This window comes from Ferrovibrio sp., from assembly GCF_965278975.1.
In the GTDB taxonomy this organism is placed as follows: domain Bacteria; phylum Pseudomonadota; class Alphaproteobacteria; order Ferrovibrionales; family Ferrovibrionaceae; genus Ferrovibrio.
Window position 1 is genome coordinate 1,078,856 of record NZ_OZ257126.1, and the last position, 25,522, is coordinate 1,104,377.

27 protein-coding genes and 1 tRNA gene are annotated in these 25,522 nt (G+C 65.1%); 9 read left to right on the top strand and 19 right to left on the bottom strand.

Annotated features, from left to right (window positions below; translation table 11 throughout):
- Nucleotides 1-19: 19 nt before the first annotated feature.
- The 3 genes from fdhF to aroA all read right to left on the bottom strand — a co-directional run bounded on the left by fdhF (nucleotide 20) and on the right by aroA (nucleotide 5,831).
- The gene (gene fdhF, locus ACQY7X_RS05115; protein ID WP_428248781.1) at nucleotides 20-2,746 is read right to left on the bottom strand and encodes a formate dehydrogenase subunit alpha; all 2,727 of its coding nucleotides are present in this window, start codon (nucleotides 2,744-2,746) and stop codon (nucleotides 20-22) included.
- Complete coding sequence (locus tag ACQY7X_RS05120) at nucleotides 2,743-4,416, bottom strand: NADH-ubiquinone oxidoreductase-F iron-sulfur binding region domain-containing protein (RefSeq protein ID WP_428248782.1); 1,674 nt, start codon at nucleotides 4,414-4,416, stop codon at nucleotides 2,743-2,745. The genes fdhF and ACQY7X_RS05120 overlap by 4 nt, the downstream gene beginning before the upstream one ends.
- Before the next feature lie 71 nt (nucleotides 4,417-4,487).
- Nucleotides 4,488-5,831: a 3-phosphoshikimate 1-carboxyvinyltransferase gene (aroA, locus tag ACQY7X_RS05125; protein ID WP_428248783.1), complete on the bottom strand. Its 1,344-nt coding sequence runs from the start codon at nucleotides 5,829-5,831 to the stop codon at nucleotides 4,488-4,490.
- 177 nt (nucleotides 5,832-6,008) lie between these two features.
- On the opposite strand from aroA, the gene ACQY7X_RS05130 reads away from it, so the two are divergent.
- Together ACQY7X_RS05130 and ACQY7X_RS05135 are read left to right on the top strand one after the other, a co-directional pair.
- Nucleotides 6,009-6,341 (top strand): TIGR02300 family protein, encoded by a 333-nt coding sequence (locus tag ACQY7X_RS05130; protein ID WP_428248784.1) that lies wholly within the window; start codon nucleotides 6,009-6,011, stop codon nucleotides 6,339-6,341.
- Nucleotides 6,342-6,495: 154 nt separating this feature from the next.
- Nucleotides 6,496-6,571, top strand: a tRNA-Ala gene (locus ACQY7X_RS05135).
- Nucleotides 6,572-6,678: 107 nt separating this feature from the next.
- On the opposite strand, the gene ACQY7X_RS05140 is transcribed toward ACQY7X_RS05135, so the two are convergent.
- Nucleotides 6,679-6,897 (bottom strand): hypothetical protein, encoded by a 219-nt coding sequence (locus ACQY7X_RS05140; RefSeq protein ID WP_428248785.1) that lies wholly within the window; start codon nucleotides 6,895-6,897, stop codon nucleotides 6,679-6,681.
- A gap of 46 nt (nucleotides 6,898-6,943) precedes the next feature.
- Here ACQY7X_RS05140 and ACQY7X_RS05145 point away from each other — a divergent pair, with 46 nt between their 5' ends.
- The 4 genes from ACQY7X_RS05145 to ACQY7X_RS05160 all read left to right on the top strand — a co-directional run bounded on the left by ACQY7X_RS05145 (nucleotide 6,944) and on the right by ACQY7X_RS05160 (nucleotide 10,257).
- Nucleotides 6,944-7,939 carry a GNAT family N-acetyltransferase gene (locus ACQY7X_RS05145; RefSeq protein WP_428248786.1) on the top strand — a complete coding sequence of 332 codons (996 nt, stop codon included), beginning with the start codon at nucleotides 6,944-6,946 and terminating at the stop codon, nucleotides 7,937-7,939.
- 280 nt (nucleotides 7,940-8,219) lie between these two features.
- Nucleotides 8,220-8,660: an adenosylmethionine decarboxylase gene (gene speD, locus ACQY7X_RS05150; RefSeq protein WP_428248787.1), complete on the top strand. Its 441-nt coding sequence runs from the start codon at nucleotides 8,220-8,222 to the stop codon at nucleotides 8,658-8,660.
- Nucleotides 8,657-9,520, top strand: coding sequence for a polyamine aminopropyltransferase (speE, locus tag ACQY7X_RS05155; protein ID WP_428248788.1), 864 nt, complete (start codon nucleotides 8,657-8,659; stop codon nucleotides 9,518-9,520). Before speD ends, speE begins: the two co-directional genes overlap by 4 nt.
- Before the next feature lie 71 nt (nucleotides 9,521-9,591).
- Complete coding sequence (locus ACQY7X_RS05160) at nucleotides 9,592-10,257, top strand: class I SAM-dependent methyltransferase (RefSeq protein ID WP_428248789.1); 666 nt, start codon at nucleotides 9,592-9,594, stop codon at nucleotides 10,255-10,257.
- A gap of 78 nt (nucleotides 10,258-10,335) precedes the next feature.
- On the opposite strand, the gene pheT is transcribed toward ACQY7X_RS05160, so the two are convergent.
- The 4 genes from pheT to rpmI all read right to left on the bottom strand — a co-directional run bounded on the left by pheT (nucleotide 10,336) and on the right by rpmI (nucleotide 14,521).
- The gene (pheT, locus tag ACQY7X_RS05165) at nucleotides 10,336-12,744 is read right to left on the bottom strand and encodes a phenylalanine--tRNA ligase subunit beta (protein WP_428248790.1); all 2,409 of its coding nucleotides are present in this window, start codon (nucleotides 12,742-12,744) and stop codon (nucleotides 10,336-10,338) included.
- A complete protein-coding gene (gene pheS, locus ACQY7X_RS05170) occupies nucleotides 12,741-13,823 on the bottom strand; it encodes a phenylalanine--tRNA ligase subunit alpha (protein WP_428248791.1) in 1,083 nt (360 codons plus the stop codon). The genes pheT and pheS overlap by 4 nt, the downstream gene beginning before the upstream one ends.
- A gap of 122 nt (nucleotides 13,824-13,945) precedes the next feature.
- Nucleotides 13,946-14,311 (bottom strand): 50S ribosomal protein L20, encoded by a 366-nt coding sequence (gene rplT / locus ACQY7X_RS05175; RefSeq protein ID WP_428248792.1) that lies wholly within the window; start codon nucleotides 14,309-14,311, stop codon nucleotides 13,946-13,948.
- Nucleotides 14,312-14,323: 12 nt separating this feature from the next.
- A complete protein-coding gene (gene rpmI, locus ACQY7X_RS05180; RefSeq protein ID WP_428248793.1) occupies nucleotides 14,324-14,521 on the bottom strand; it encodes a 50S ribosomal protein L35 in 198 nt (65 codons plus the stop codon).
- A 588-nt stretch (nucleotides 14,522-15,109) separates the two neighbouring features.
- Here rpmI and ACQY7X_RS05185 point away from each other — a divergent pair.
- The 3 genes from ACQY7X_RS05185 (at nucleotide 15,110) to ACQY7X_RS05195 (ending at nucleotide 18,131) form a co-directional block, all read left to right on the top strand.
- Nucleotides 15,110-15,859, top strand: a complete 750-nt coding sequence (locus ACQY7X_RS05185; RefSeq protein WP_341978687.1) for a DEAD/DEAH box helicase — start codon at nucleotides 15,110-15,112, stop codon at nucleotides 15,857-15,859.
- A gap of 16 nt (nucleotides 15,860-15,875) precedes the next feature.
- Nucleotides 15,876-16,865, top strand: a complete 990-nt coding sequence (locus tag ACQY7X_RS05190; protein WP_428248794.1) for a Gfo/Idh/MocA family protein — start codon at nucleotides 15,876-15,878, stop codon at nucleotides 16,863-16,865.
- 339 nt (nucleotides 16,866-17,204) lie between these two features.
- The gene (locus ACQY7X_RS05195) at nucleotides 17,205-18,131 is read left to right on the top strand and encodes a class I SAM-dependent methyltransferase (protein ID WP_428248795.1); all 927 of its coding nucleotides are present in this window, start codon (nucleotides 17,205-17,207) and stop codon (nucleotides 18,129-18,131) included.
- A gap of 161 nt (nucleotides 18,132-18,292) precedes the next feature.
- On the opposite strand, the gene ACQY7X_RS05200 is transcribed toward ACQY7X_RS05195, so the two are convergent.
- The 11 genes from ACQY7X_RS05200 to ACQY7X_RS05250 form a co-directional block, all read right to left on the bottom strand.
- Entirely contained in the window at nucleotides 18,293-18,778 is a 486-nt protein-coding gene (locus tag ACQY7X_RS05200) for a F0F1 ATP synthase subunit B (protein WP_428248796.1), read from the bottom strand.
- An 11-nt stretch (nucleotides 18,779-18,789) separates the two neighbouring features.
- Nucleotides 18,790-19,230 (bottom strand): F0F1 ATP synthase subunit B', encoded by a 441-nt coding sequence (locus ACQY7X_RS05205; RefSeq protein ID WP_428248797.1) that lies wholly within the window; start codon nucleotides 19,228-19,230, stop codon nucleotides 18,790-18,792.
- 8 nt (nucleotides 19,231-19,238) lie between these two features.
- Entirely contained in the window at nucleotides 19,239-19,463 is a 225-nt protein-coding gene (locus ACQY7X_RS05210) for a F0F1 ATP synthase subunit C (RefSeq protein WP_341978682.1), read from the bottom strand.
- A gap of 62 nt (nucleotides 19,464-19,525) precedes the next feature.
- Nucleotides 19,526-20,284, bottom strand: a complete 759-nt coding sequence (locus ACQY7X_RS05215; RefSeq protein WP_428248798.1) for a F0F1 ATP synthase subunit A — start codon at nucleotides 20,282-20,284, stop codon at nucleotides 19,526-19,528.
- A gap of 2 nt (nucleotides 20,285-20,286) precedes the next feature.
- Nucleotides 20,287-20,667, bottom strand: a complete 381-nt coding sequence (locus tag ACQY7X_RS05220; protein WP_428248799.1) for an AtpZ/AtpI family protein — start codon at nucleotides 20,665-20,667, stop codon at nucleotides 20,287-20,289.
- 394 nt (nucleotides 20,668-21,061) lie between these two features.
- On the bottom strand, nucleotides 21,062-22,141 hold the full coding sequence (locus tag ACQY7X_RS05225) for a serine hydrolase domain-containing protein (protein ID WP_428248800.1): 1,080 nt from the start codon (nucleotides 22,139-22,141) through the stop codon (nucleotides 21,062-21,064).
- Nucleotides 22,104-22,937, bottom strand: a complete 834-nt coding sequence (locus ACQY7X_RS05230; protein ID WP_428248801.1) for an isocitrate lyase/PEP mutase family protein — start codon at nucleotides 22,935-22,937, stop codon at nucleotides 22,104-22,106. Before ACQY7X_RS05230 ends, ACQY7X_RS05225 begins: the two co-directional genes overlap by 38 nt.
- A 33-nt stretch (nucleotides 22,938-22,970) precedes the next feature.
- The gene (locus ACQY7X_RS05235; RefSeq protein WP_428248802.1) at nucleotides 22,971-23,573 is read right to left on the bottom strand and encodes a hypothetical protein; all 603 of its coding nucleotides are present in this window, start codon (nucleotides 23,571-23,573) and stop codon (nucleotides 22,971-22,973) included.
- Between the two features lie 15 nt (nucleotides 23,574-23,588).
- Nucleotides 23,589-24,176, bottom strand: coding sequence for a hypothetical protein (locus tag ACQY7X_RS05240; RefSeq protein ID WP_428248803.1), 588 nt, complete (start codon nucleotides 24,174-24,176; stop codon nucleotides 23,589-23,591).
- Nucleotides 24,173-24,670 (bottom strand): PAS domain-containing protein, encoded by a 498-nt coding sequence (locus ACQY7X_RS05245; RefSeq protein ID WP_428248804.1) that lies wholly within the window; start codon nucleotides 24,668-24,670, stop codon nucleotides 24,173-24,175. The genes ACQY7X_RS05240 and ACQY7X_RS05245 overlap by 4 nt, the downstream gene beginning before the upstream one ends.
- Before the next feature lie 56 nt (nucleotides 24,671-24,726).
- A complete protein-coding gene (locus ACQY7X_RS05250) occupies nucleotides 24,727-25,521 on the bottom strand; it encodes a HesA/MoeB/ThiF family protein (RefSeq protein WP_428248805.1) in 795 nt (264 codons plus the stop codon).
- Nucleotide 25,522 lies beyond the last annotated feature (1 nt).

Consider the following 25,522-nt stretch of genomic DNA (forward strand, 5'->3'; position numbering starts at 1 on the left):
TGCTGCGGGCGCGATTCAGTTAGCTTGCAGCTTCAAGCCTGGCGGCGGCGAATTTGAATTCGGGAATCTTGCCGTAGGGATCGAGCTGCGGATTGGTCAGCATGTTGGCCGGTGCCTCGCGGAAGGCAAACGGAATGAACAGGTTGCCCGGCGCGATATCACGGTCGGCGCGCGCCATCAGTTCGATGCTGCCGCGCCGCGTTGAAACGCGCACCTTGGCGCCAGCAGCCAGGCCCAGCCGCGCCAGGTCCTTCGGGTTCACCAGGGCCACTGCTTCCGGTTCCAGACTATCCAGCGTGGTGGCGCGGCGTGTCATGGCGCCGGTATGCCAATGTTCCAGCATGCGCCCGGTGGAAAGCACCATCGGATAGGTTTCATCGGGCAGTTCGGCCGGCGGCGTGACGGCAGCCGGCACCAGCCGGCCCCGTCCGGTCACCGTGGGAAAACCATCGCCGAACAGAATATCGGCGCCATGCGGATAGGTCATGGCGCCCCGGGCTTCCAGTTTTTCCCAGGTGATGCCATCCAGCGACGGCATCGCGGCGGCCATTTCGGCGAATATCTCGCGCGGATGCGTGTAGTGCCAGTCCAGCCCCAGGCGCCGCGCCAGTTCCTGCACCAATTCCCAATCCTGCCGCGCCTGCCCCGGCGGCGCCAGCGCCGGCTGCGCCAGTTGCACCCGCCTGTCGGTATTGGTGAAGCTGCCGGCCTTTTCGGGCAGGGCGCTGGCCGGCAGGATCACATCGGCGAACATCGCGGTTTCGGTGAGGAAGATATCCTGCACCACCAGATGCTCCAGCCGCGCCAGCGCCTCGCGGGCATGGCCGAGATCAGGATCGGACATCGCCGGATTCTCGCCCAGGATATACATGCCGCCGATGCTGCCGGCGAGGATCGCATTGACGATCTCGACTACGGTGAGGCCGCGCCTGGGATCCAGCGGCATGCCCCAGAGGCGCTCGAACTTGGCGCGCACCTGCGGGTCTTCCACCGACTGGTAATCGGGATAGACCATCGGGATCAGGCCGGCATCGGAGGCGCCCTGCACATTATTCTGCCCGCGCAGCGGATGCAGACCGGCGCCGGGCCGCCCGACCTGGCCGGTGATCAGCGCCAGGGCAATCAGGCAGCGCGCATTGTCGGTGCCATGTACATGCTGCGACACGCCCATGCCCCAGAAGATCAGCGAACCCTTCGCCGTGGCATAGAGCCGCGCCACCTGGCGCAGTTCATCCGGCGCAATGCCGCAGAGCGGCGCCATGGCTTCCGGCGTCGCCTGCGCCACCGCTTCGGCCAGATCGGGGAAGCCATCGACGAAGCGCTGGATATAAGCCGGGTTGGTGAGGTTCTCCTGCACGATGACATGCAGCAGGGCATTGAGCAGGGCCACATCGGTGCCCGGCTTGAAGCGCAGCATATGCGTAGCGAAGCGCGACAGCGCCTGGCCGCGCGGGTCCATCACCACCAGCCTGGCGCCATGCCTGCGCACCGCATTCTTGATGAACGTCGCGGCGACCGGATGATTCTGCGTCGGGTTGGCGCCGATAACGATGATCACTTCGGCCTGTTCGGCGGCATTGAACGGCGCCGTCACCGCCGCCGAGCCGATGCCTTCCATCAGGGCCGCCACTGAGGAGGCATGGCAGAGCCGCGTACAGTGATCGACATTGTTGGTGTGGAAACCGGTGCGCACCAGTTTCTGGAACAGATAGGCTTCCTCGTTCGAGCCCTTGGCCGAGCCGAAGCCAGCCAGCGCGCCGCCACCATGCTCGTCGCGGATACGCTTCAGGCCCTCGGCGGCAAGGCTGAGCGCCTCCTCCCAGCTTGCGGTGCGGAAATGCGTGAACGGGTTGGCCGGGTCGATGCTGTCATCAGCGCGCTTCGGCACGCCTGCCTTGCGGATCAGCGGCTGCGTCAGGCGCTGCGGGTGATGCGCATAGTCGAAGCCGAAACGGCCCTTGACGCAGAGCCGGCCACGATTGGCCGGGCCGTCGCGGCCGGTGACATACTGCACCCGTTCATCCTTGATATGCAGCGTCACCTGGCAGCCGACACCGCAATAGGGGCAGAGGGTATCGACATGGCGATCCGCTTTCGCCACGCCATGGCCGGCGGCATCCACCAGGCTGCTGGGCAGCAGCGCACCGGTGGGGCAGGCCTGCACGCATTCGCCGCAACCGACGCAGGTGGACTTGCCCATCGCGTCATCAAAATCGAACACCACCTTGGCGTGATGCCCGCGCAGGGCAATGCCGATCACATCATTGCCCTGCACCTCGCGGCAGGCGCGCTGGCACAGGCCGCACTGGATGCAGGCATCCAGCTGCACCGCCATCGCCGGATGGCTGTGGTCCGGCGCCACGGCTTCGCGGCGCGGATAGCGGCTGGTCTGCACCTCCAGGCGGTCGGCCCAGTTCCAGAACTTGCTTTCGGCATCGGGCGCCACGGCGCGCGCCGGCTGATCACTGAGCAGCAGTTCAAACACCATGCGCCGGGCCTTGGCGGCGCGTTCGCTGCTGCTGCGCACCTTCATGCCTTCGGTCGGGCTGCGCTTGCAGGAAGCGGCCAGCACGCGCTCGCCCTCGATCTCCACCATGCAGGCGCGGCAATTGCCGTCTGGCCGATAGCCCGGCTGCGGCGTGTGGCAGAGATGCGGGATCGAAGTGCCGAGCCGCTGTGCCGCCTGCCAGATGCTCTCGCCGGGCAGCGCCGTCACTTCCTCGCCGTCGAGCAGGAAGCGCGTCATCGGAAATGCTCCAGCACGCTCAGCAGCGGATTGGGCGCCGCCTGGCCCAGGCCGCAGATCGAGGCATCGCGCATCACCTGCGCCAGATCGCGCAGGGCGGCTTCATCCCAGTCCGGCGCCGCCATCAGCTGCGCCGCCTTCTCGGTGCCGACGCGGCAGGGCGTGCATTGGCCGCAGGATTCATGGCGGAAGAACCGCATCAGGTTCAGCGCCGCGCCACGCATGCTGTCCTGCTGCGACAGCACGATCACGGCAGCCGAACCGATGAAGCAGCCATGCTTTTCCAGCGTGCCGAAATCCAGCGGGATATCGGCCATATGCGCCGGCAGGATGCCGCCCGAAGCCCCGCCCGGCAGATAGCCGAGCAGGCGATGGCCCGGCGCCATGCCGCCGCAATATTCCTCGATCAGTTCCTGCAGCGTGATGCCGGCCGGAGCCAGTTTCACGCCGGGCTGGCGCACGCGGCCCGATACGGAATAGCTGCGCAGACCCTTGCTGCCATGGCGGCCATGGCTTTGCCACCAGTCGGCGCCCTTATCCAGGATGGCCGGAATCCAGTACAGCGTTTCGATATTGTTGATCAGGGTGGGCCGGCCCCAGAGGCCGGCTTCCGCCGGATAGGGCGGCTTGTGGCGCGGCAGGCCGCGCTTGCCTTCGATGCTTTCCAGCATCGCCGATTCCTCGCCGCAGATATAGGCGCCGGCGCCGCGCCGCAATTCCACGTTAAGGCCATCAAGCAAACCGGCGGCGCGCAGGGCCGCCAGTTCATTGGCCACCACAGTGTGTAAGGCAGGATATTCATCGCGCAGATAGATGAAGGCAGCGGCAGCTTCGATCATATGCGCGGCGATCAGGAAGCCTTCCAGAAAACCATGCGGATCGGTTTCGAGATAGAAGCGATCCTTCAAGGTGCCGGGTTCGCCCTCGTCGCCGTTCACTGCCAGATAGCGCGGCCCCGGCTGCTGCCGCAGCAGGCGCCATTTGCGGCCAGTCGGAAAACCGGCTCCCCCTAAGCCACGCAGGCCGGATTGCTCCAGTGCCAGCAATACCTGATCCGGCGTCACATCACCGGCGCGCAGCTTCGCCAATACACCATAGCCGCCCTCGGCGCGGTAGGCGGCAAGGCCCTTGTAGCGTGGCAGCAGCGGCGCGGTATCGCCTGCGGCCTGCGCGGCACGCAGCTGTTCGATGCTGGCCGGCGCGAACACGTTCTTGCCCAAGGCCACGGCCGGCGCCCGGTCGCATTGCCCGATGCAGGGCACGCGCACCACGCGGCAATCCGCGCCGGCTGTATCGGCCAGCTCTGCCGCCAACTGGTCCGCACCGACCATGCAGCAGGACAAGCTGTCGCAAACCCGCAATGTCATTGCCGGCGGCTCTGCCTCGCCCTCATCAATGATATCGAAATGCGCATAGAAGCTGGCGGTCTCGTAGACCTCGACCAGCGGCAGCTTCATCGCCTCGCTCAGCGCCACCAGCAGACCGGCAGGCAGGCAGCGGCGCGCATCCTGGATCACATGCAGATATTCGATCAGCAGGTCGCGGCGATATGGTCCGGCTCCGAGCAGGGCCAGCAATGCCGCCGCATCCTCCGCACGGGCCTGCCGGCCACGCGGCAGGGCACGGCCCTGGTTGCGCTTGGAGGCAATGTTGGGGAGGGGGCGGCTCATGCTGCCAAGCTTAGAGGAAGCCGGCGTTATTCAGCAACGATATCCGCGCAGCTTAAGCTTGGCGGGAAGTTTCAGCTCGGCGCGATATCCGCGCCGAGGCCACGCATCAGTCCGACAAAGCCAGGGAAGCTGGTGTCGATCATGCCTATATCATCGACGCTGACGCCATTCTGCGCGGCAAGGCCGAGCACCAAGGCCGACATGGCGATGCGGTGATCGAGTTCGGTGGCAACCTTGGCGCCACCTTTCGGCGCCGTGCCGTTGCCGCGCAGGATCAGGCCATCTTCCAGTTCTTCCAGCGCCACACCATTGGCCGAGAGCGCGCGCGCCATGGCGGCGAGGCGGTCGCTTTCCTTGACGCGCAATTCCTTGGCGCCGCGCACCACGGTCTCGCCGCTGGCACAGGCAGCGGCCACGAACAGGATCGGATATTCATCGATCATGCTCGGCGCGCGTTCCGGCGGCACGGTAATGCCCTTGAGGGCGGAATACCGCGCGGTGATATCGGCCACCGGCTCGCCGCCCTGGTCGCGCTGGTTGCTCAAGCTGAGGTCGGCGCCCATGTCGCGCAGGGTATCGAACAGCCCGGTGCGCAGCGGATTGATGCCGACAGCGTCGACGGTGACTTCCGCACCCGGCGTGATCAAAGCGGCCACCAGCGGGAAAGCTGCAGAGGACGGATCGCCCGGCACCTGGATGCGGCTGGCCTTCAGTTCCGGCTGGCCGACCAGCGAGATGATGCGGCCGCCTTCCTTGGTGGTTTCCACCATCACCTCGGCGCCGAAATGGCGCAGCAGGTTTTCGGTATGGTCGCGGGTCGCCTCGCGCTCGATGACGCGGGTGATGCCCGGCGCGTTGAGGCCGGCCAGCAGCACGGCGGATTTCACCTGCGCCGAGGCTACCGGCAATTCATATTCGATCGGCAGCGGATGGGTGGCGCCGATCACCGCCAGCGGCAGCCGGCCGCCGCTGCGGCCGACGAATTGTGCGCCAATGCGGCTCAAGGGTTCCACCACCCGGCCCATTGGGCGGCGGCGCAGCGAGGCATCGCCAGTGAACACCGCCGTGAAGGGCTGGCTCGCCACCAGGCCCATGACCAGGCGGGCGCCGGTACCGGCATTGCCCATGTCGAGCACATCGGCAGGTTCGGCAAAACCGCCGACGCCGACGCCGCGCACCCGCCAATGGCCCTCGCCCAGCCGTTCCACCTCGGCACCCATGGCACGCATGGCGGCGGCGGTGCGCAGCACATCCTCGCCTTCCAGCAGGCCGGTCACTTCGGTTTCACCCACCGCGAGTGCGCCGAAGATCAGCGCGCGGTGCGAAATCGACTTGTCACCGGGCACGCCGAGGCGGCCTGAAAGAGATTTGCCGGGGCGGCTGGCATGGGGACGGGGAGCGGCGGCGGCAGTCATGACGATCTTTAAGGGGTCCAGGTGGCCGGGGCGCAGAGAAAACGCGCCGCTGCGGCCAAAACAAGGGTTGACAGGGCGCGCTTCTTTAACACAATCGCGCCGCCCTGACCACGGCGACGGTCCGGGCCTGAACAATGCCCCCGGCGATGCCGTTGCGGCTTTAGGAGAGTGTATAGAATGGCCAAACCGGAATGGGGCACCAAGCGCCGCTGCCTGAGCTGCAGCGCCGCCTTCTACGATATGATGAAGAGCCCGATCCTGTGCCCGAAATGCGGCACCGAGCTGAATCCGGACGCGCTGGTGAAGTCGCGGCGCCCGGCCAAGACCGAGGAAAAGGCCGCCAAGGCGGCGCCGAAGCCGGTGGTGACGCCCGATCCCGACGCCGATGGCGAGGTCGACGGCGATGATCTGCCGGACGATTTCCTGGCCGAGGATGACGACATCGAGGGCGGCGACGTAGCCGAGGAAATCGATGTCGATGCCGCCTCCGACGGCGAGGAGGAACGCTAACCCTCCAGCGGTTTAAGTGGTTGCCCGGCCGGGCGGAATCGCTGCTTCAGAGCAGGGAAAATTTCCGCCCGCCGAAACCCTTGCAAAGCCCTGGCCTTGGCCTTATGGTCCGCGCCCGCCGGACAGGGTTACGAAGGTCTGACGGCACGGTTACGGGGCCATAGCTCAGCTGGGAGAGCGCCTGCATGGCATGCAGGAGGTCAGCGGTTCGATCCCGCTTGGCTCCACCAACCTTCTACTTCTGAAAAACCCGCCGCAGGCACCCGCCCGGCGGGTTTTTTTCATGCCCGCCGGGCTCCTTGCCAAACTTGGCCGGCGGGTTTTTTCATGCCCGGATTTACTGGAAAAAGCAGAGCAGGCCGTAGCAGCGGCCGAGCCAATGGGCAAAGACCCAGTAAAGCAGCAGGTCGCCCGCCAGGCAGAGCAGCAGGAACGGCGCCAGGATCCAGAGCAGGAAGCGGCGCAAGGCGTGGCGGGTCAGCCGGGGCGCCGGGATCACCTCGCCATGAATACGTTCGGGGCCGCGCCAGCGCGCCGGCAGTTTGAACCAGGCCATGCCCTGGAATAGCCGAATCAGCCGCGGCCGGGAAGCGCCCCTTGCGATGGCACGCGCCGATCCGCATGCTGCCGCCATGAGCGACTCTGTGCTGCTGCAACCCGCTACTGACCGCGCCGCCTGGGCGGCCCTGCAGGCGCGGGTGCGCTTCGAGACCCTGGAGCAGAACTGGGCCTATGGCGAGGCGGTGGCGGCGGTATCGCGCACGCAGCCGGAACGCTGGCTGCTGCTGAACCAGGCAGGCGATGCCATCGGCCTGGCGCAGGCCTTCCGCCGCCGTTTCGGCCCCGGGGATGCGGGCTGGGGGTCGCTGGTGCGGATCGTGCGCGGGCCGCTATTCCTGTCCGGCATCGGGCGGCCGGAGCGGCTGACCGCCCTCAACGCGCTGCGCCAGCATTACCACTGGAAGCAGGGCCGCAGCCTGCTGTGGTGGCTGCCGGAACTGCCAGGTGGCACCGAATCGGAAAGCCTGATGCGCGAACTGGGCCTGGAGCAGATGATGACCGGCTGGAGTTCCGTGCGGCTCGACCTGACGCCGGCGCCTTCGGTGCTGCGCGGCCGCCTGGATGGCAAATGGCGCAATGCGCTGAAAGCCGCCGAGCGCAGCCCGCTGCTGCTGGATGAAAGCTGGGATGACGCAACCTTCACCGCCGTGATGCGGGCGCATGACGTGCAGCGGATCGAGAAACGCTTCCTCGGCCCCGACGGCGCCTTCTACCGCGCCTTCGCGGCAGCGTCAGACGCAAGCCTTGGCGACAGCGCGCATCTTTTCACGGCCAAGATCGGCACGCGTCCCGTCGCCGGCATGCTGCTGCTGCGCCATGGCCGTGGCGCTACCTATGCGGCAGGCTGGAGCAGCGAACCGGGCCGCCTGGTGCGCGCGCATCACCGCCTGCTGTGGCATGGCCTGCTGGCCTTGAAAAACCTCGGCGTCGAGCATTTCGATCTTGGCGGTGCCAATACCGAGGAAGGAGCCGGCGTGGCACGGTTCAAGCTCGGGTTGAACGGCGAAGTCTTCACCCTGGCCGGCAGCTTCGCCTGAGCCTCGGGATGCTCTTAAGTCCTCGGTTTCATTGCGCTGGAGCGCCGCTGCTCGTCATATTGTGACCCCCGCGCCCGGCTGCCGAAAAAATGTGCCCCGGGGGTGAATTTTCACTTGCATCAGGGGGCGATTGGCCCCATACCCCCCTCCTGAAGACTGTTTGGAAAGTGGCGAATGGCCGCCGGTCCGGGTTCGGACTTTCGCGGTACCACGGGGCTTTCCCAACAGTCTTTCTGCCGTCGGAGCATTCCGATTTCATCTTGATGGTGGAGAGACCTGAATGAGCAAGACCATTGCCGCCAAGCCGGCCCTGTACGAAGTGCCCGCGCAGCCCGAGGCCGCGCAGGAAGAAGAGCATTTCATCAACAAGGACGGCATGCGCTATGCCGGCCAGCACCTGATCATCGATCTCTGGGGCGGTAAGCACCTGGATAATCTGGCGCTGGTGAAGCAGACCCTGACCGAAGCCGTGGAAGCCATCGGCGCCACGCTGCTGAACATCGACCTGCATCACTTCGAGCCGAATGGCGGCATCTCCGGCGTGGCCGTGCTGGCCGAGAGCCACATGTCGATCCATTCCTGGCCGGAAAAGGGCTATGCCGCGCTCGACGTGTTCGTCTGCGGCGATTGCCAGCCGGCCAAGGCGATCCCGGTGCTGCGCCGCGCCTTCCTGCCCGACACCATCCAGTGCACTGAAATGAAGCGGGGTCTGATCCTGTGACCAAGTGGTTTAACGAGACGCTCTACACCGGTTTCCGGCAGAGCCACGAGATCAAGAAGATCCTGTTCGAAGGCAAGTCGAAGTACCAGAAGGTGGTGGTGTTTGAATCCGCCCGTTATGGCCGCATCCTTGGCCTCGATGGCGTGGTGCAGTGCACCGAGGGCGACGAGTTCGTCTACCATGAAATGCTGACCCACCTGCCGATGCTGGCCCATGGCAAGGTGCGCGACGTGCTGATCATCGGCGGCGGCGATGGCGGTATCCTGGAAGAGGTGCTGAAGCACAAGTCCGTGCGCCGCGCCACCATGGTCGAGATCGACGACGTGGTGATCGACGTGTCGAAGAAGTTCCTGTCGTCGATCTGCGGCAAGGCGTTCCAGGACAAGCGCACCAACCTGGTGGTTGGCGATGGCGCCGCCTGGGTGCGCGACACCGAGGAACGCTACGACCTGATCATCGTGGACCGTCCGGATCCGGTCGGCCCCGCCACCGTGCTGTTCAGCGGCGAGTTCTACAAGAACTGCAAGCGCGTGATGAAGCCCGGCGCCATCCTGGTGGCACAGAATGGCGTGCCGCACATGCAGGGCCCGGAACTGACCGATGCCGTGAAGCTGTTCCAGAAGATCTGGAAGCGTTCGGGCTCGTATCTCGCCGTGGTGCCGACCTACGTTTGCGGCTTCATGTCGCTGACCTGGGCGTCCGATCAGGACATCACCAAGACCCCGGCCAAGACCCTGGCCGCGCGCTTCAAGAAGGCCGGCCTCAAGGGCCTGCGCTACTACAACCCGGATATCGCCACGGGCGCCTTCGCCCTGCCGAATTTCGTGCGCAAGCTGATCCCGGGCGTGAAGCCCTATTGAGGCAGACGCCTTTGACGTGTTGAATGACGGCGGCCGGGCGACTGGCCGCCGTTTTTCGTTTGGGGGACCTGTTGGGCGAGCAGAGCGAAGAAGCCAAGCTGCCGGAAGGCTGGCACAACTACTACACCGAGAAGCGGATCACGCATCAATGGCTGCAGGTGCATCTGATGCGCGGCCTGCCGGTGCGCCATGTGGTGGAAGTGGGGCCGCATCTCGGCGTTGTCAGCGCCCTGCTGGCCACTGCCGGCTACCGAGTCACCACGGTGGATATCGAGGCGCGCGGCGCCGGCATCGGCGTTGAACGCCATATCACCGCCGATATCCGCCAGGTTGGCGCCGGCGACCTGCCGCAGGATGCCGATGCCATCCTGTGCTGCGAAACACTGGAGCACATCCCCTGGGCCGATACCGGCGCGGTGCTGAAGAACCTAGCCGCGACGCGGATTCCCTGGCTGGTATTGTCCGTGCCGTATGAAGGCACCCAGATCGGCCTGCATTTCTACTGGAACCGCTACACCGCGCGGCGCCGCAGCTTCTTCCGCAAGCTGCGCGGCCTGAAACCCTTCCCCGCCACCGACGCCAATGACTGGCATACCCATAAATGGGAAATCGGCTACAAGGGCTACAGCGTCGAAATGCTGGAGGCGCATCTGCGCGCCCATGGCTGGCAGCCGGAGCGGCGCGAATTCACCGATGGCTGCCGCTCGATCTTCCTGGTGTGCAGGAATAAGGGATAACAAAAAATGAGATCCCCGCTTTCGCGGGGATGACATGATCTATGTCACCCTCGCGAAAGCGAGGGTCCCATTATTTTGTCACCCCCGCAGCACAGCGTTGCAGGCCTTGGCGGCAGCGGCGACGATCTTCTGCCCCACGGCTTCGATCTCGGCATCAGTGAGCGTGCGTTCGCGCGGCTCAAGCCGCACGGAAATCGCCACCGATTTCTTGCCCGGCTCGATGCCGGTGCCGGCGAACACATCGAACACCGACACACGCGCGATCAGCGCCTTCTCGGCGCCCTTCACGGCCTTGATGAGCGTATCCGCCGCCACATCGGCGCCGACGATGAAGGCGAAATCGCGTTCCACCGCCGGGAATTCCGAAAGCTTGAGCGCCGGCTTCGAGCGGCCACCTTTCGAACGGCTGGCCGGCAGGCGGTCGAGATAGACTTCGAAGCCGACCAAAGGCCCGCGCGCATCCAGGGCTTTCAGCACGCGCGGATGCAGTTCACCGAAGGCCGCCAGGATCACCTTGGGGCCGAGACGCAGCGTGCCGGAACGGCCGGGATGATACCAGTCCGGCGCGCCATCCATGATCTGCAGGCTTTCCACCGGCAGGCCGGCACCGGCCAAAGCGGCGATGGCATCGGCCTTGGCATCATAGGCATCGACAGCGCGCGGTGCCTCGCGCCAGTGGCGCGCACCGGTCTGGCCACGGCGGATGCCGGTGGCGACCCAATCCTGGCCCGTGGGCGTCGGATCGTTGAATTGTGGGCCGACCTCGAACAGCGCCAGATCGTTGAAGCCACGATCCATGTTGCGCCGGGCGGCATTAATCAGGCCGGGCAGCACCGAGGGGCGCATTGCATCCATATCGGCACTGATCGGGTTGATCAGCACCAGCGCATCACCGCCGCCGCCGAAAAGCTGCGCTTCCTGGCGCTTGATGAAGGAATAGGTGACGGCCTCGACCAGGCCGCGCGCGGCCAGGGCCCGCTTCACCTGGCGCGAGCGGCGCTGCGACGCGTTCACCGCTGGCAGCGGCACGGCGCGGAGCGGCGGCAGCGGTGTCGACGGGATGTGATCGAAGCCTTCCAGCCGGGCGATTTCCTCGACCAGATCGGCCTCGCCATCGATATCCGGGCGCCAGGACGGCACATCCACCTGGATCAGTTCGCCTTCATCCTTGGCCGCAAAGCCGAGCTTGGTCAGCAGCTCGATCTGGCGCGGCTTCGGCAGGTCGAAGCCGACCAGGCCGAGCAGGCGCGAGGGACGCAGCGCGACGCGCTTCTGCCAAGCCGGCTCGGCACCGGCGACCACGATCTGCGACGGCTCGCCGCCGCATAGATCGAGGATCATGCGGGTGGCGATTTCGGCGCCATCATGCAGGAAGGCCGGATCGACGCCACGCTCGAAGCGGTGGCGCGCATCGGAATGGATACCAAGCTTGCGGCCGGTCTTGGCGGTGCGCTCCTGGTCGAACCAGGCACATTCCAGAAAGACATTCACGGTTTCCGGCGTGCAGCCGGAATGTTCGCCGCCCATCACGCCGCCGATGCCTTCAGCGCCCGCGCCATCGGCTATCACCGTCATCGTTTCATCCAGCGTGTATTCCTTGCCATCCAGCGCCAGGATCTTCTCGCCCGGCTTGGCCAGGCGGGCAACGATATCACCCTGAACCTTGTCGGCATCGAACACATGCAGCGGACGGCCGAGATCGTAGGTGATGTAGTTGGTGACATCGACCAGGGCCGAGATCGGGCGCAGGCCGATGGCCTTGAGGCGGCGCTGCAACCAGGCCGGCGACGGACCGTTCTTCACCTTGCGGATCAGGCGGCCGACAAACATGGCGCAGGCATCCTGGGCATCGGCCGGCAGGTCGCGCGTCACCTTGATAGGACTCTCGAAGCCACCCGCCACCTTGGCGGTGTTCAGCGGCTTCAGGCTGCCCAGCCCGGCGGCGGCGAGATCGCGGGCGATGCCGCGCACGCCGAGGCAATCGCCCCGGTTCGGCGTCAGCTTGATCTCGATCACCGGATCATCCAGGCCGGCCACGGCGGCGAAGGGCGTACCCACCGGCGTATCGGCCGGCAGGTCGATGATGCCCTCGTGGTCATCCGAGAGGCCCATCTCGCGTTCCGAGCAGAGCATACCGTTCGAGGCCACGCCACGGATGGTGGCAGCCTTGAGCAGCACATCGATGCCGGGCACGGTGGCGCCGACGGGCGCGAACACGCCGATCAGGCCGGTACGCGCATTCGGCGCACCACAGACCACCTGCATGGTTTCCGGCCCGCCGTAATCGACAATGCAGACCCGCAGCTTGTCGGCATTGGGATGCTGTTCCGCCTTCACCACGCGGGCGATCACGAACGGCTTGTAGACCGCCGCCGGATCGGTGATGCCCTCGACCTCAAGGCCGAGTGCGGTAAGCGTAGTGGCGATCTGATCGAGGCTGGCAGTGGTATCGAGGTGATCCTTGAGCCAGGACAGGGTGAACTTCATCGGGCAATCCCCTGGCCCAATGTGGGCATATCCAGCGGTACGAAGCCGTAATGCTTCAGCCAGCGCAAATCGGAATCGAAGAAGGCGCGCAGATCGGGGATGCCGTATTTCAGCATCGCGATGCGGTCGATGCCCATGCCCCAGGCGAAGCCCTGCCATTCATTGGGATCGAGGCCGCAATGTTCCAGCACCTTGCGATGCACCATGCCGCAGCCGAGGATTTCGAGCCAGTCATCGCCCTCGCCGACGCGCAGTTCGCCGCCCTTGCGGCTGCAATTGATGTCCACTTCGGCGCCCGGTTCGACGAACGGGAAATAGCTCGGGCGGAAGCGCATCTTCACATTGTCGGTCTCGAAGAAGGCCTTGCAGAACTCCACCAGCACGCCCTTGAGATGGCCCATATGGGTGGTGCGGTCGATCACCAGCCCCTCGATCTGATGGAACATCGGGGTGTGGGTCATGTCGTAGTCGCTGCGGTAGGTGCGGCCCGGCACGGCGATGCGGTAGGGCGGCGGACCGCCGCGCATGGTGCGGATCTGCACTGGCGAGGTATGGGTGCGCAGCACGATCTCATCGGCGCCAGCCGTGCCGGGCAGATAGAAGGTATCCTGCATCTGCCGCGCCGGATGCGCCGGCGGCATGTTCAGCGCCGTGAAATTGTGGAAGCCATCCTCGATATCCGGTCCTTCGGCGATGGTGAAGCCCATGCCGGCGAAGATTTCGGTGATTTCGTCGATCACCTGGCTGATCGGATGGATGCGCCCCTGGGCCTCGCCGCCTTCGTTGAGCGGCAGGGTCATATCCAGTTTTTCCGCCGCCAGGCGGGCATTGATCGCCGCGTCCTGCAATGCGCCGCGCCGCGTCTCGATCGCGTTGGTCAGGCTGTCCTTGATGGTGTTGAGCTGCGCCGCGCGCGCCTTGCGGTCATCCGGCGCCAGACCACCCAATTCCTTGAGCGCGGCGGAGAGCCAGCCCTTCTTGCCCAGCGCATCGATGCGCGCCTGCTCCAGCGCGTCGAGCGCCGTCGCTTCGGCCACGGCGCGCTCGGCGGCGCTTGCCAGGCTTGCGATATCGGTCATGCCATCACCTTTGAGAACGCTTGCACGGAGTCACGCGGACAGAATCAAAAACGCAAAAAAGGGGCCGTGGGTAACGGCCCCTTTCGCCAAGCAGCAACGCTTGATTATTGAGTGAGGGCCGCTCAGGCCGCCTTCGGCAGAGCGGCCTTGGCCTGCTCCACCAGGGCGGTGAAAGCCTCAGGCTGCGTCACGGCGAGATCGGCGAGAACCTTGCGGTCCACTTCGATGCCGGCGAGCTTGAGGCCATTGATAAATCGGCCATAGGTCAAGCCATGATCGCGCACCGCCGCATTGATGCGCTGGATCCACAGCGCGCGGAAATCACGCTTGCGGGCGCGACGGTCGCGATAGGCATAGCGCATCGCATGTTCGACCTTCTCGATCGCCACGCGGAATGCGGTGCTGCCACGGCCGCGATAACCCTTCGCAGCCTTGATGACTTTCTTATGCTTGGCATGGGCGGCAACGCCGCGCTTTACACGAGCCATATCAGCGCCTCCTTAACCGGCTAGCCAGTACTTGCGGATCTTGCGCGCATCACCCTCGAACACCAGTTCGGTGCCGCGGTGGTCGCGAATCTGCTTGTTGGTGCGCTTGATCATGCCGTGACGCTTGCCCGCCTGGGCACGCTTCACCTTGCCGGTAGCGGTAAGCTTGAAACGCTTCTTCGCCCCGCTCTTGGTCTTCAACTTGGGCATTTTGCGATAACCTCCGATAAGGAAGAATGACATTCTAGGCGGACACGGCAGCCCTATTAGCCGGAACGCCCGATAGAGGCGCGCGTTGTAACGGCCTCAGGCCGCATTTGCAAGGCCCGATCCGGCCCGGGCCGGGCTTTTCGGCACGGTTCCGGGCTTTTGCCGGACCTGAGGCCGGCACGACACAACCCCGAGTCCCTGCCTAATGAAATCAAGGAGTTGCCGATTCCAGCCATAACCCCTACGGGCGGAGGCCTATTCCCCACCGCCACTGTGGATAAGCGCCCCCGATTCCGCCTGGAAAAGCAGCTGCCCAAGATTCGCGCAGAAAAATAATCTCTTGCGTTTCAATATTTTATCCTTATCTATGGGGTGTGAAGCCCAGGGTGTGTAGCCAAAATGTCACACCCTAGTTTTCGCACTTGCAAAAGCCGGAGTGGTGGCTACTATCCCCGAGTTCGTGACGTCCCGCCGGGAAGTTTCCGCACCAAACTCCGCTTTCCATTCCGCGACATTCCGGTGCCGCGGAAGGGGTGGGTTTTTCGCCCGGCAAGCATGGATGATCCTGTAACTACAGAATTGTTGACGATGTTGAACGCCTCTTTCTCGCAACTCGACCTGGTAGAACCCATCCAGCGTGCCCTGGCGGCTGAGAAGCATCTCGCGCCGACCGCGATCCAGGCCAAGGCCATCCCGCACCTGCTGCAGGGCCGTGATCTGCTCGGTCAGGCCGAGGCCGGCGCCGGCAAGACCGTGGCGTTCACGCTGCCGATCCTGCAGCACCTGTCCATCGACCGTCACCCGGCCGGCGCACGCAAGGCGCGCGCCCTGGTGCTGACACCGGCGCGCGAGCGCGTCACCCATATCCACGAGAGCTTCCGCGCCTATGGCCGCTTCGTGCGCCTGAGCCAGGCCACCGTGTATGAAGGCCCGGGCAAGGCTGCCCAGGCGCAGGCGCTGGCGCGCGGCATCGATATCGTGATCGGTACGCCGGGCCGCGTGGTGGAACTGATCAATGCCGGCCAGCTGGAACTCAACAAGCTTGAGATCCTGGTGCTGGACGAAGCCGACCGCATGCTCGATCTCGGCCTCACCGCCGAGCTGAAGGCGATCTTCGAGGCGGCACCGAGCGAGCGCCAGACCATCGTGTTCGCCACCACCATGCCCGCCGAGATGAAGCAGCTGGCCGACAGCCTGCTGACCGATCCGGTGACGGTATGGGCCAATCCGCCGGCGCCGCGCCTGATCACCACGGCACAGTCCGCGCGCATCCGCGAGCTGGAAGCGCGCCGCCGCGTGCGCGACCTGCTGCCCGAGCGCATCGCTTCCCGCCGATAAAGCCACAGGCTTGACGATGAGCGTTCCTTACCGGCTCGCCATCGTCGGCTATGGCATCATGGGCGAGCGCCTGCTGCGCGCCGCCATCGATCACGCGCCTGATTTCGTCACCGTCACCGGCCTGTGGGACCCTTCAGCCGACGCCATGGCGCGGCTGGCGCGCGATCTGCCGCATGTGCCGCGCGCGGCTTCCGCTGCTGCCTTGCTGCATGATGCAGACGTGCTTTACATCGCTTCGCCGCCGGCCAGCCATCTCGGCTATGCTCAAGCCGCCCTCGATGCCGGCCTTGCCGTGTTCTGCGAGAAACCCTTCTCTGTCGATGTGGCGGAAGCCGAAGGCTTCCTGAAGCATAACGGTGCCAGGGCGAAGCGCATCGCGGTGAATTTCCCCTTCGCTTCCTCGCTCGGTGTCGAGCAGATCCGCGCCTGGCTCGGCGCAGGCGATCTCGGCGTGGTGCAGAAGCTGAGCATCGAGATCGGTTTCGCCCATTGGCCGCGCCCGTGGCAGATGGATGCGGTGAACTGGCTCGACCGCCGCGAACAGGGCGGTTTCGTGCGTGAAGTCGGCTCGCATTTCCTGTTTCTCGCCTCGCGGCTCGGCGGCCCGCTGCTGCTGCATCCCGGCCACGGCATCACCTATCCCGAAGCCGGGCGCTCCGAACGCGGCGTTTCCGCCACGCTCACCGCCGGCGCGCTGCCGCTCAGCCTTTATGGCGCGGTTGGCGAGACGCCGAAGCCAGACCACAACCTGTTCACGGTGACTGCTGCCCATGGCAGCATCCGCCTGCGCGATTGGGCCGAGGCGGAACGCCTGGATGCCAATGGCACCTGGCAGCCGGCGCCCGGCGCGATGCCGAACGAGAAGGCGCGGCCGCTGGTGCTGCGCCGCCAGCTGGAGAAGCTCGGCCGCCTGGCGCGGAATGAGACGGAAAGCGACTTCCCGCTCGCTTCCGCAGAGGAAGCCTTCGCAGTGCAGCGTATCGTCGAGACGCTGCTCAAGGGCTGATCAAGCACAACACGCTTGCGCGAATCGGGACACCCGGCCACAGTTAGCGACGGGGCAATCGGATTGGCCTAGGGTCTGGACCCATTAAGGCTAGGCCCGTGACGTTGTGATTTTCTTGCCTGGCTAGGAGAAAACCCGAAAGCGATGTGGTGCATCGGTGAGGGTTTTCGACAACGCCAGGCAAGAAAAGCACATCGCCCGCAGGGTTGGCCAGGGAAGGCCGCGGGATGTCGTCGCAAATCTTGCCCGTAGTCCCACTACGCGCTGCGATTTGCTCCTAACCGGCGGCCTTCCCTGACCAATCCCGGGCCTAGCCTTAATGGGTCCGGACCCTCAGCCATGAATGATGAACAACAGGACAAGCCGGGTTGGCGCGACCGCCTGCGCGCCTGGTGGCATGGCGAGCAGGGCTTCGGCCCGAAGGTGGAAGATTACCGCACCACGCCCGACGCACCGCTTGAAGCCGAACCACCGCCGACCAGTGATGAACCCGATATCACCACCTGGTCGCCCCGGCGGCAGCAGATCGTGCAATTGCTGTTCGGCGAGGGCCTGCATCAGCCCGGCGGCGAAGCCCTGATCCGCGCACTCACCGCGCCGCTGGCGCTCAATCCGAACATGTCGGTGACAGAACTCGGCTGCGGCATGGGCGGCATGACCCGGCTGCTGGCCCGCGATGGCATCTGGGTCGATGCCTATGAACCCGATCAGTCCCTGAGCGATGCCGCCCTGGCGCTGGCGCGCAAGGAAGGCATCAAGCAGCGTACCAATATCAAGCACTCGCTGCTCGATGATCTGCAATTCAAACGCCGCAGCCTGGATGCCGTGCTGTCCAAGGAAGGGCTGATGAGCGTGCAGGACAAGCGCCTGCTGCTGGCCAAGCTGCGCGCCGCGATGAGACCCGGCGGGCAGCTGATGTTCACCGACTTCCTGCTCACCGGGCCGGAAGGCAGCCGCGTCTACGAAGTGTGGATGGATCGCGAGCCGGTGAAGCCGGTGCTGCTGACGCCTGACGACCTGCAATCCGAACTGGAGACGCTGGGCTTCACGGTGATGTATCTCGAAGACGTGACGGAGGAATACAAATCCGCCGTGCTCGATGCCTTCGCGCGCTATGCCGCCGATATCAAGCTGCGCGGCTCCACCGTGGAAGAAAGTGAACGCGAATGGGTGATCGCCGAAGGCGAACACTGGGCCATCCGCATCAGCGCCATGGATGCCCGCATCATCCGCCTCTACCGCTGCTTCTGCCGCGCGAATGATTAGGGCGATAAAGCTTTCGCCTTGGATGTCATGCCTGCGAAAGCCGGTATCCCATTTCCCTACCTGCTGAATGGGACTCTCGCGTTCGCGAGAGTGACAGAATGTCATGAAACGAAAAAGGCCGCCCTCTCAGGCGGCCTTTCCGTATGCGATGAAAACCGAGCTTAGTGCAGCTTGGCCTTGACCTCGGCGATGGCGCGCTCGGTCTGGGCCGTGCCGGCCGGACCTTGCAACTGCTCGCGCAGCAGGCCGGTGGCAGCGGTGATCGCCTGGTCGACGGCGGCATCGCGCACTTCGCGCAACGCCAGCGCCTCGGCCTGGGCAATCTTCTGCTCGGCCTGAACGCGACGGCGCTCCAGGCTGGTGGTCAGATCGGCCTTGGCAGCCTCGGCAATGCGCCTGGCTTCGGCTTCCGCCGCAGCCACGATCTCCTCGGCTTCCTTCAGTGCATTGCGCTGCTTGCGCTGGTATTCGGCAAAGAGGTGCTGCGCCTCGCGGTGCAGCTTCTCGGCCTCTTCCAGCTCGCGCTTGATCTTCTCGGCGCGTTCATCAAGGGTCTTGCCGAGCTGGCCCGGCACCTTGAGATAGAACAGCACGCCAAAGAAGATGACGAAGGCAACCAGGACCCAGAAACTGGAATCGTGCAACATGGTTCCCTCCGTTAGCGCGCAGCGCCGGTGATCTTGGCGACGATATCGCGCGCAGCCTCGCCGGCCACGGTTGAGATCGATGCCAGCGCCGCGTCCTTCTTGGCCGTGATGCTGGCTTCCGCCGCCTTGGTGCGATCAGCGATATCAGCTTCGACGCGGGCGCGTTCGGCCGCGGCATCGGCCGCCAGCCTGGCACGCACCTCGCCACCGATGGCCTGCGCCTTGGCGCGGGCAGCCGACAGCGCCGCCTCGTATTCCGCAATCGCCGACTCGGTCTCGCGCTTCAGCCGCGCCGCTTCTTCGAGGTCATGGTCGAGACGACGCTTGCGCTCGTCCATGACTTCGGCGACACGCGGCAGCGCCACCTTGGCCATCAGCACGTAGAGCAGGGCGAAGCTAATCGCCAGCCATACAAGCTGCGGCAGGAAGGTGCTGACGTCGAGCTGAGGCATTTACCGGCTCAGACGAACAGGATCAGCAGGGCGATCAGCAGCGCGAAGATGCCGAGCGCTTCGGTCACGGCGAAGCCCAGCATCAGGTTGCCGAACAGCTTCGGGGCAGCGCCCGGATTGCGCAGCGCGCCGTTGAGGAAGTTCGCGAAGATCAGACCCACGCCGATCGCCGCGCCACCCATGCCGATAGCAGCAATGCCGGCGCCGATCATCTTTGCAGCAGCGAGATCCATAATACTCATCCTTTCAGGTTGGTGTTTTTACTGTTGGTTCGTGAGGAGAAGGAATACCGGACTTAGTGGTGTTCCATGTTGACGGCTTCACTCAGGTACAGGCAGGTCAGGATCGAGAAGACGTAGGCCTGCAGGAAGGCGATCAGGAATTCCAGCGCGGTGAGCGCGATCACCATGACCAGCGGCAGGATGCCCGAAAGCGAGGCAATGCCGCCCATGCCGACCATGGAGACGATGAAGCCGGCGAACACCTTCAGCGTGGTGTGGCCCGCCAGCATGTTGGCGCAGAGACGCAGGGACAGCGAGATCGGGCGCGAGAGATAGGAGATGATCTCGATCGGCACGATGATCGGCGCCAGTGCCATCGGCACGCCAGCCGGCATGAAGTGGGTGAAGAAGTGGATGCCGTTGCGGGCAATGGCGATCACCGTGACGCCCAGGAACACCACCATGGCCATCACGAAGGTGACGATGATGTGGCTGGTGACGGTGAAGCTGTAGGGCACCATGCCGAGCATGTTGCACATCAGCACGAACATGAAGATCGAGAAAATGAACGGGAAATACTGGCGGCCATTGCTGCCGACATTGTCGCGCACCATGTTGGCGACGAATTCGTAGGTCAGCTCGGCGACGCTTTGCAGCCGCCCCGGCACCAGGCTGCGCTGGCGCATGCCATAGACCATCAGGATGGTGGCGGCGGCAACCGCCAGCACCATGAACAGCGAGGCATTGGTGAACGACACCGCCTGGAGCTGGCCGGCATCGCCGCAGAGCGCAATGCACTTCACCTTGAACTGGTCGAGCGGGCTGGTGGCCACGTTCACTTCCCCTTCTTCTTCAACCCTTCGTCATCGCCGGCCTCTGCGTCCCGGTTCATCGCCATGCCGGTGCGGATCGCGGTCCACATCGCGGTGGCGACGCCCAGCAGGGCAAAGCCGACGACGCCGAATGGCGTTGACTGCAGCCAGCGGTCTACCCACCAGCCAATGAATACCGATACCCCGACTGCCACCACCATCTCGATCGCCAGCGACCAGGCGCGCCCGAGAGACCGGCGCGATCCGGAGGCTGCCGCTTCGCGTTCGGCCAGCCGGCGAGCCTCGCCTCCCTTCCGCTCCTCGACTTCGCTCAAGGCGGAGCCAAGACGGGCCAGGTCGGCATGCTCGTCTTTCTTAAGGTCAGGTCGGTCGGTCTCGGCCATCGGCACAGCATCCTCGGGCGCGATTCCCGGCGACGACAGCCGTGGAAAGCGCGCGCACCATAGAAACCGCCCCCCTCCCCGTCAAGCCGGGCCTGCCGCAGTGCAAAGTTGCGAATCACTCTTAAATGTCAAAACAAGCGGCTCATAAGATTATGGTTTTATAAAGCGAATGACCCCGAGTGCGGATTCCCATGTCACGAATCCGGGGCTTGGTGGGGCTCCTGGCCGCCGCACTTCTGCGACAATCTGCCACACCCCTGCGCACAGGGCGGCAAAGGGGTGCTTTACTTGGAACAGAGAGCGACCATGAAGCGGGGGAACAACAATGGGACCCTCGCTTCCGCGAGGGTGGCGGCAAGGCCTATGTCATCCCCGCGCAAGCGGGGATCCCATTTCAGCCCTGCACCGCCGCCAAGGCATAGCGGCGCAGCACCACCTCGCCGACCACGTTCATCAGCACCGGGTCGCCATAGAGGCCGGCAGTGACCACCACCACCAGGCCCTGCTCGGGCACGATGAAGATGCGCTGGCCGCCATGGCCGAAGGCCGCCGCCCAGCGCAGCTCCCGCTTATTCACCAGCGAACGGCCAAGCCACCATTGGTAGCCATAGAAGAACAGGCCGGCGCCGTTCACCTGGGGCTCGAGCGACTCCGCGATATAGCCGGGCGAGACCACCGGCCTGCCCTGCCAGGCGCCCTGGTCCAGCACCATCTGGCCGATCCGGGCCATGTCGCGCGGCCGCAGCCTGAGGCCGGAAACCGGGTTGGCGGCGCCATCGGCATAGCGGTTCCAATCCACATCGGCCGGCTTGATGCCCAGCGGGCCGAACAAAGCCTGCTGGGCAAAGGCATCGATACCCTGGCCCGCGAGCCGCTCGATGATGGCAGCAAGCAGGAACGTGAGGCCGCCATTATAATTGTAGGTGGCGCCGGCTGGCCGGACCATCGGCTGCTCCAGCACATGGCGCACCCGATCCGGTGCCACGATCAGCTTGCGCTCGCTGTTCGCCGGATCGCTGTAGGGGATATTTTCATCCCAGGCGAAGCCCGCCGACATGGTGAGCAGGTGGCGCAGGGTGATGCGGTCCTTGGCGCCATCGGCCAGCGTCGCATATTCGGGAAACAGGCCGAACAGCGGCTGGTCCAGGCTTTTGATCCAGCCCCGGTCGCAGGCGATGCCGAACAGCAATGACGTGACACTTTTCGACACCGAGCGCATGTCATGCCGTGTGTCGGCATCAAATCTTGTCTGCGGCAGTGGCTGCGACCAATGGGTATCGTCGCCGGTGAAATATTCCTCCAGCACCAGCTTGCCATGACGCAGGATCAGCGCGCCATGCAGGTTGGCTTCGCGCCAGGCGGTGAAATGCGGCTTGAGGCCGGCGAGCACCGTGCCGTCCATGCCGGCGCTTTCCGCCGGTTGTATTTTCCAGTCGTTATCGACCAGCATCGCGGAAGAACCGGTTGAGGGCATCGAACGGCTCGGCCTCGCCGAGTGCCGCAAAGCTGCCGTCGTTGGCCACCTGGCGCGCGGCTTTCAGGAATCCGCCCCAGGCAGCACGCGCAAAGGCCGAGCCGACCGAAATGCGCCGCACGCCAAGCGCCGCGATATCCGCCACGCTGAGGCCGATTGGTGCGGAGACCAGCAGGTTCACCGGCTTCGGTGCCACCATCTGCACGATCTGGCGGATGCGCGCCGGATCACGCAGCCCCGGCGCATAAAGCACATCGGCGCCGGCTTCGGCGAAAGCCACCAGGCGGCGGTCGATCTCAAAATCGGCATTCGGATGCTTTATCAACGCCGCCTCACAGCGCGCGGTGAGCAGCACGCCACTACCTTTCAGCGCCGTGACGGCGGCACGGATGCGCGCCACCGCGAGATCGAAATCATACAGCGGCACTGCCGCATCGCCGGTATTGTCCTCGATCGACAGGCCGGCCACGCCGCTGGCGGCGCAAAGCTGCACGCTGGCCGCCACCCCTTCCGGGTCATGGGCGTAGCCGGATTCATAATCGGCATTGACCGGCAGCGGCGTGGCGCGCACCAGTTCGGCGATATGGCCGAGCATGGCATCGCGCGGCACCGCCCAATCGGTATCGGGAAGGCCGCGCGAGAAGGCGAAACCCGCCGAGGTGGTGGCCAATGCCTCATAGCCCAGGCCGCGCAGCATCAGTGCCGAACCGATATCCCAGGGATTGGGAATCACGAAGCAGCCGCTTTCATGCAGCACGCGGAAACGCTCGCGGGCAATCTGGATCGCATCGCTCATCGGTTTACTCCGCTGTCTATCAGTGCGGTTCTTTTATTCAGGCAAAGTGCGCGGCAGCCCGGCGCAGCCATACAGTTCCACCTCGGGCATGGTCTGCACCGGCTTATCGGCTTCGCGGTAGGGATCATAATCGTAGAGCGTCATGCCAAGCACGCCATAGGGCGCGCCCCCGGCATCGCTCAATGGCAGGATGATGCGCGTGGAACGCTTGTGGATGCCGTCATGCGGCTCGATCGGCTTGCGGCTGCACTGGATCGCCGGAATACCCAGCACCGCGAGATAGCGCGCCCGCACCAGCGGGCCGTTCGCCGCGCCCATCACTTCATAAGTGGTGCGGCCGATGATGCTGAAACCCCAGGCCTGGTTCACCGCCTCGCCGGCCAGCGTGCAGATGAAATCCTGCCGCGCCGCATCCCAGCGATAGATCCAGAGATGCGGCAGGCAGGCACGCAAGGCCATTGGATCAATCGCCGCACGCGGCGCCATCAGGCCGCCACCCTGGAGATCGGTGCCACGCTGTTCCGCCCAATGGCGCAGGAAGCTGCGATGGCGCGGATCGGTCAATTCCGGCCATATGCCCTCGGGCATCAGCGGCGAATGGGGCGGCACTTTCGGCAGCATGGCGGGGGAATTCATGGCCCGGTCCCCCCGCTATTCAGGCGGCAGCGCGCGCGGCAGGCCGGCGCAGGCATAGAGTTCCATCTCCTGCTCCGGTGTCACTTCCGGGCCGCCATGTTCGGGCAGGGCATAGTCATACAGCGTGAGGCCGAGCACGCCATAGGGCGCGCCTTCGGCATCGCTCAACGGCAGCACCAGCCGCGTCGACTGCTTCTGCGTCACATCCGGCGGCACGATGGTGCGCAGGCCGAACTGCACCGCCGGAATACCGAGCGCGGCGCGGTAGCGCAGATTCAACCGCAGGCCAAGCGCCGGCCCCATCACTTCCGCGGCGGTGCGGCCAATGATGTTGACCCCCCAGGCCTGGATCACGCCTTCACCAGCCAGCGTGCAGACGAAATCCTGCCGCGCCGCATCCCAGCGATTGATCCACAGGAATGGCAGGCAATCACGCAACGCCGCCGGATTGATCGCGGCACGCGGCGCCATCAATTCGCTGCCGCGTCCCTCGGCCCAATGGCGCAGCAGCAGGCGGTGGCGCGGATCGGCCAGCATGGGCCATTGGCCTGCCGGCTTCAGCGGCACATGCGGCGGCACCGGAATGGCGTTGATGGCATTCATAGCAGCGGCAATTCAACGGGCAGCGACGCGCATGGATAGGCCGAGGTATGCAGCGGCAAGGCCACCGGCAGATCCTGGTCGAGATGGCGGTCGTATGCGAACAGCGTCATGCCCATAACACCATAAGGGGCACCGGCATCATCCGCCAGCGGCAACATCAGGCGCTGCGCCAGTTTGGCCGGGCCGCTGCGCGGCGTGATATCGGTGCGGCCATGGATCACCGCCGGGGTGCGCGCCGAAACCAGCAGACGGTCGCGGGCGATACCGCCGCTTTCCTTGCCCCAGAGATCAACCGGCCGGCTGCCGATGATGGAAAAGCCCCAGGCTTCGCGCAAACCCTCACCCGCCAGGGTGCAAACCATATCGTCGCCACTATCTGTGATGCGAAAAATCCACAGATCCGGCAGGCAGGGCTTGATCTCGGCAGGATTGACGGCGGCACGCGGCGGCGGCTGCAAACCGATGCGCCAGCCAGCCCAGCGATACAGCAGCAACCGCAGCCGCGGATCGGTCAGCGCGGGCCAGGTGCCGGCGGTGCCGATATCCTGGCTCAGGACACCGCCCCCTTATGCTCCCCTTGATGCTCCTGCCCGCAGGTCGGGCAGGCCGGATCGCGCTTCAGCTTCACTGTGCGGATATCGCCGCGCAGGGCGTCATATAACAGTAACCGGCCGGAGAGGCTGTCGCCGATACCGGCGATTTCCTTGATCACTTCCAGCGCCTGCATGCTGCCCATCACGCCGCCCAGCGCGCCAACCACGCCGGCCTCGGCGCAGGCCGGCACGCTGCCGGGCGGCGGCGGCGCCGGAAAGACGCAGCGGTAACAGGGATGCGGCTGGCCCAGATGCGACTTGAACACGCTGAGCTGGCCATCGAAGCGCAGGATCGCGGCGGTGACCAGGGTTTTGCCCAGCGCATGGCAGAGATCGCTGATCAGGAAACGGGTTGAGAAATTGTCGCTGCCATCGGCGACGATGTCATAGCCCTGCAAGACATCGGCCGCGTTCGACTCATCAAGCCGCAGGTTATGCTCGATCACTCGCACATGCGGGTTGAGGTCGGCGATGGCGACGGCGGCGCTTTCGGTCTTGAGCTGGCCGATGCGGCTGGTGACATGCAGCACCTGGCGCTGCAGGTTGCTCAAGCTCACATGATCATCATCGACGATGCCAAGCGTGCCGATGCCGGCAGCAGCGAGATAGAGCGCCAGCGGCGAACCAAGCCCGCCGGCGCCGACAATCAGCACGCGGGCGCGTTTCAGCGCCTGCTGCCCGGCACCGCCCAATTCCGGCAGGATGATATGGCGCGCATAACGCTCCAGTTCGTCCCGCGAGAACGCCGCCATG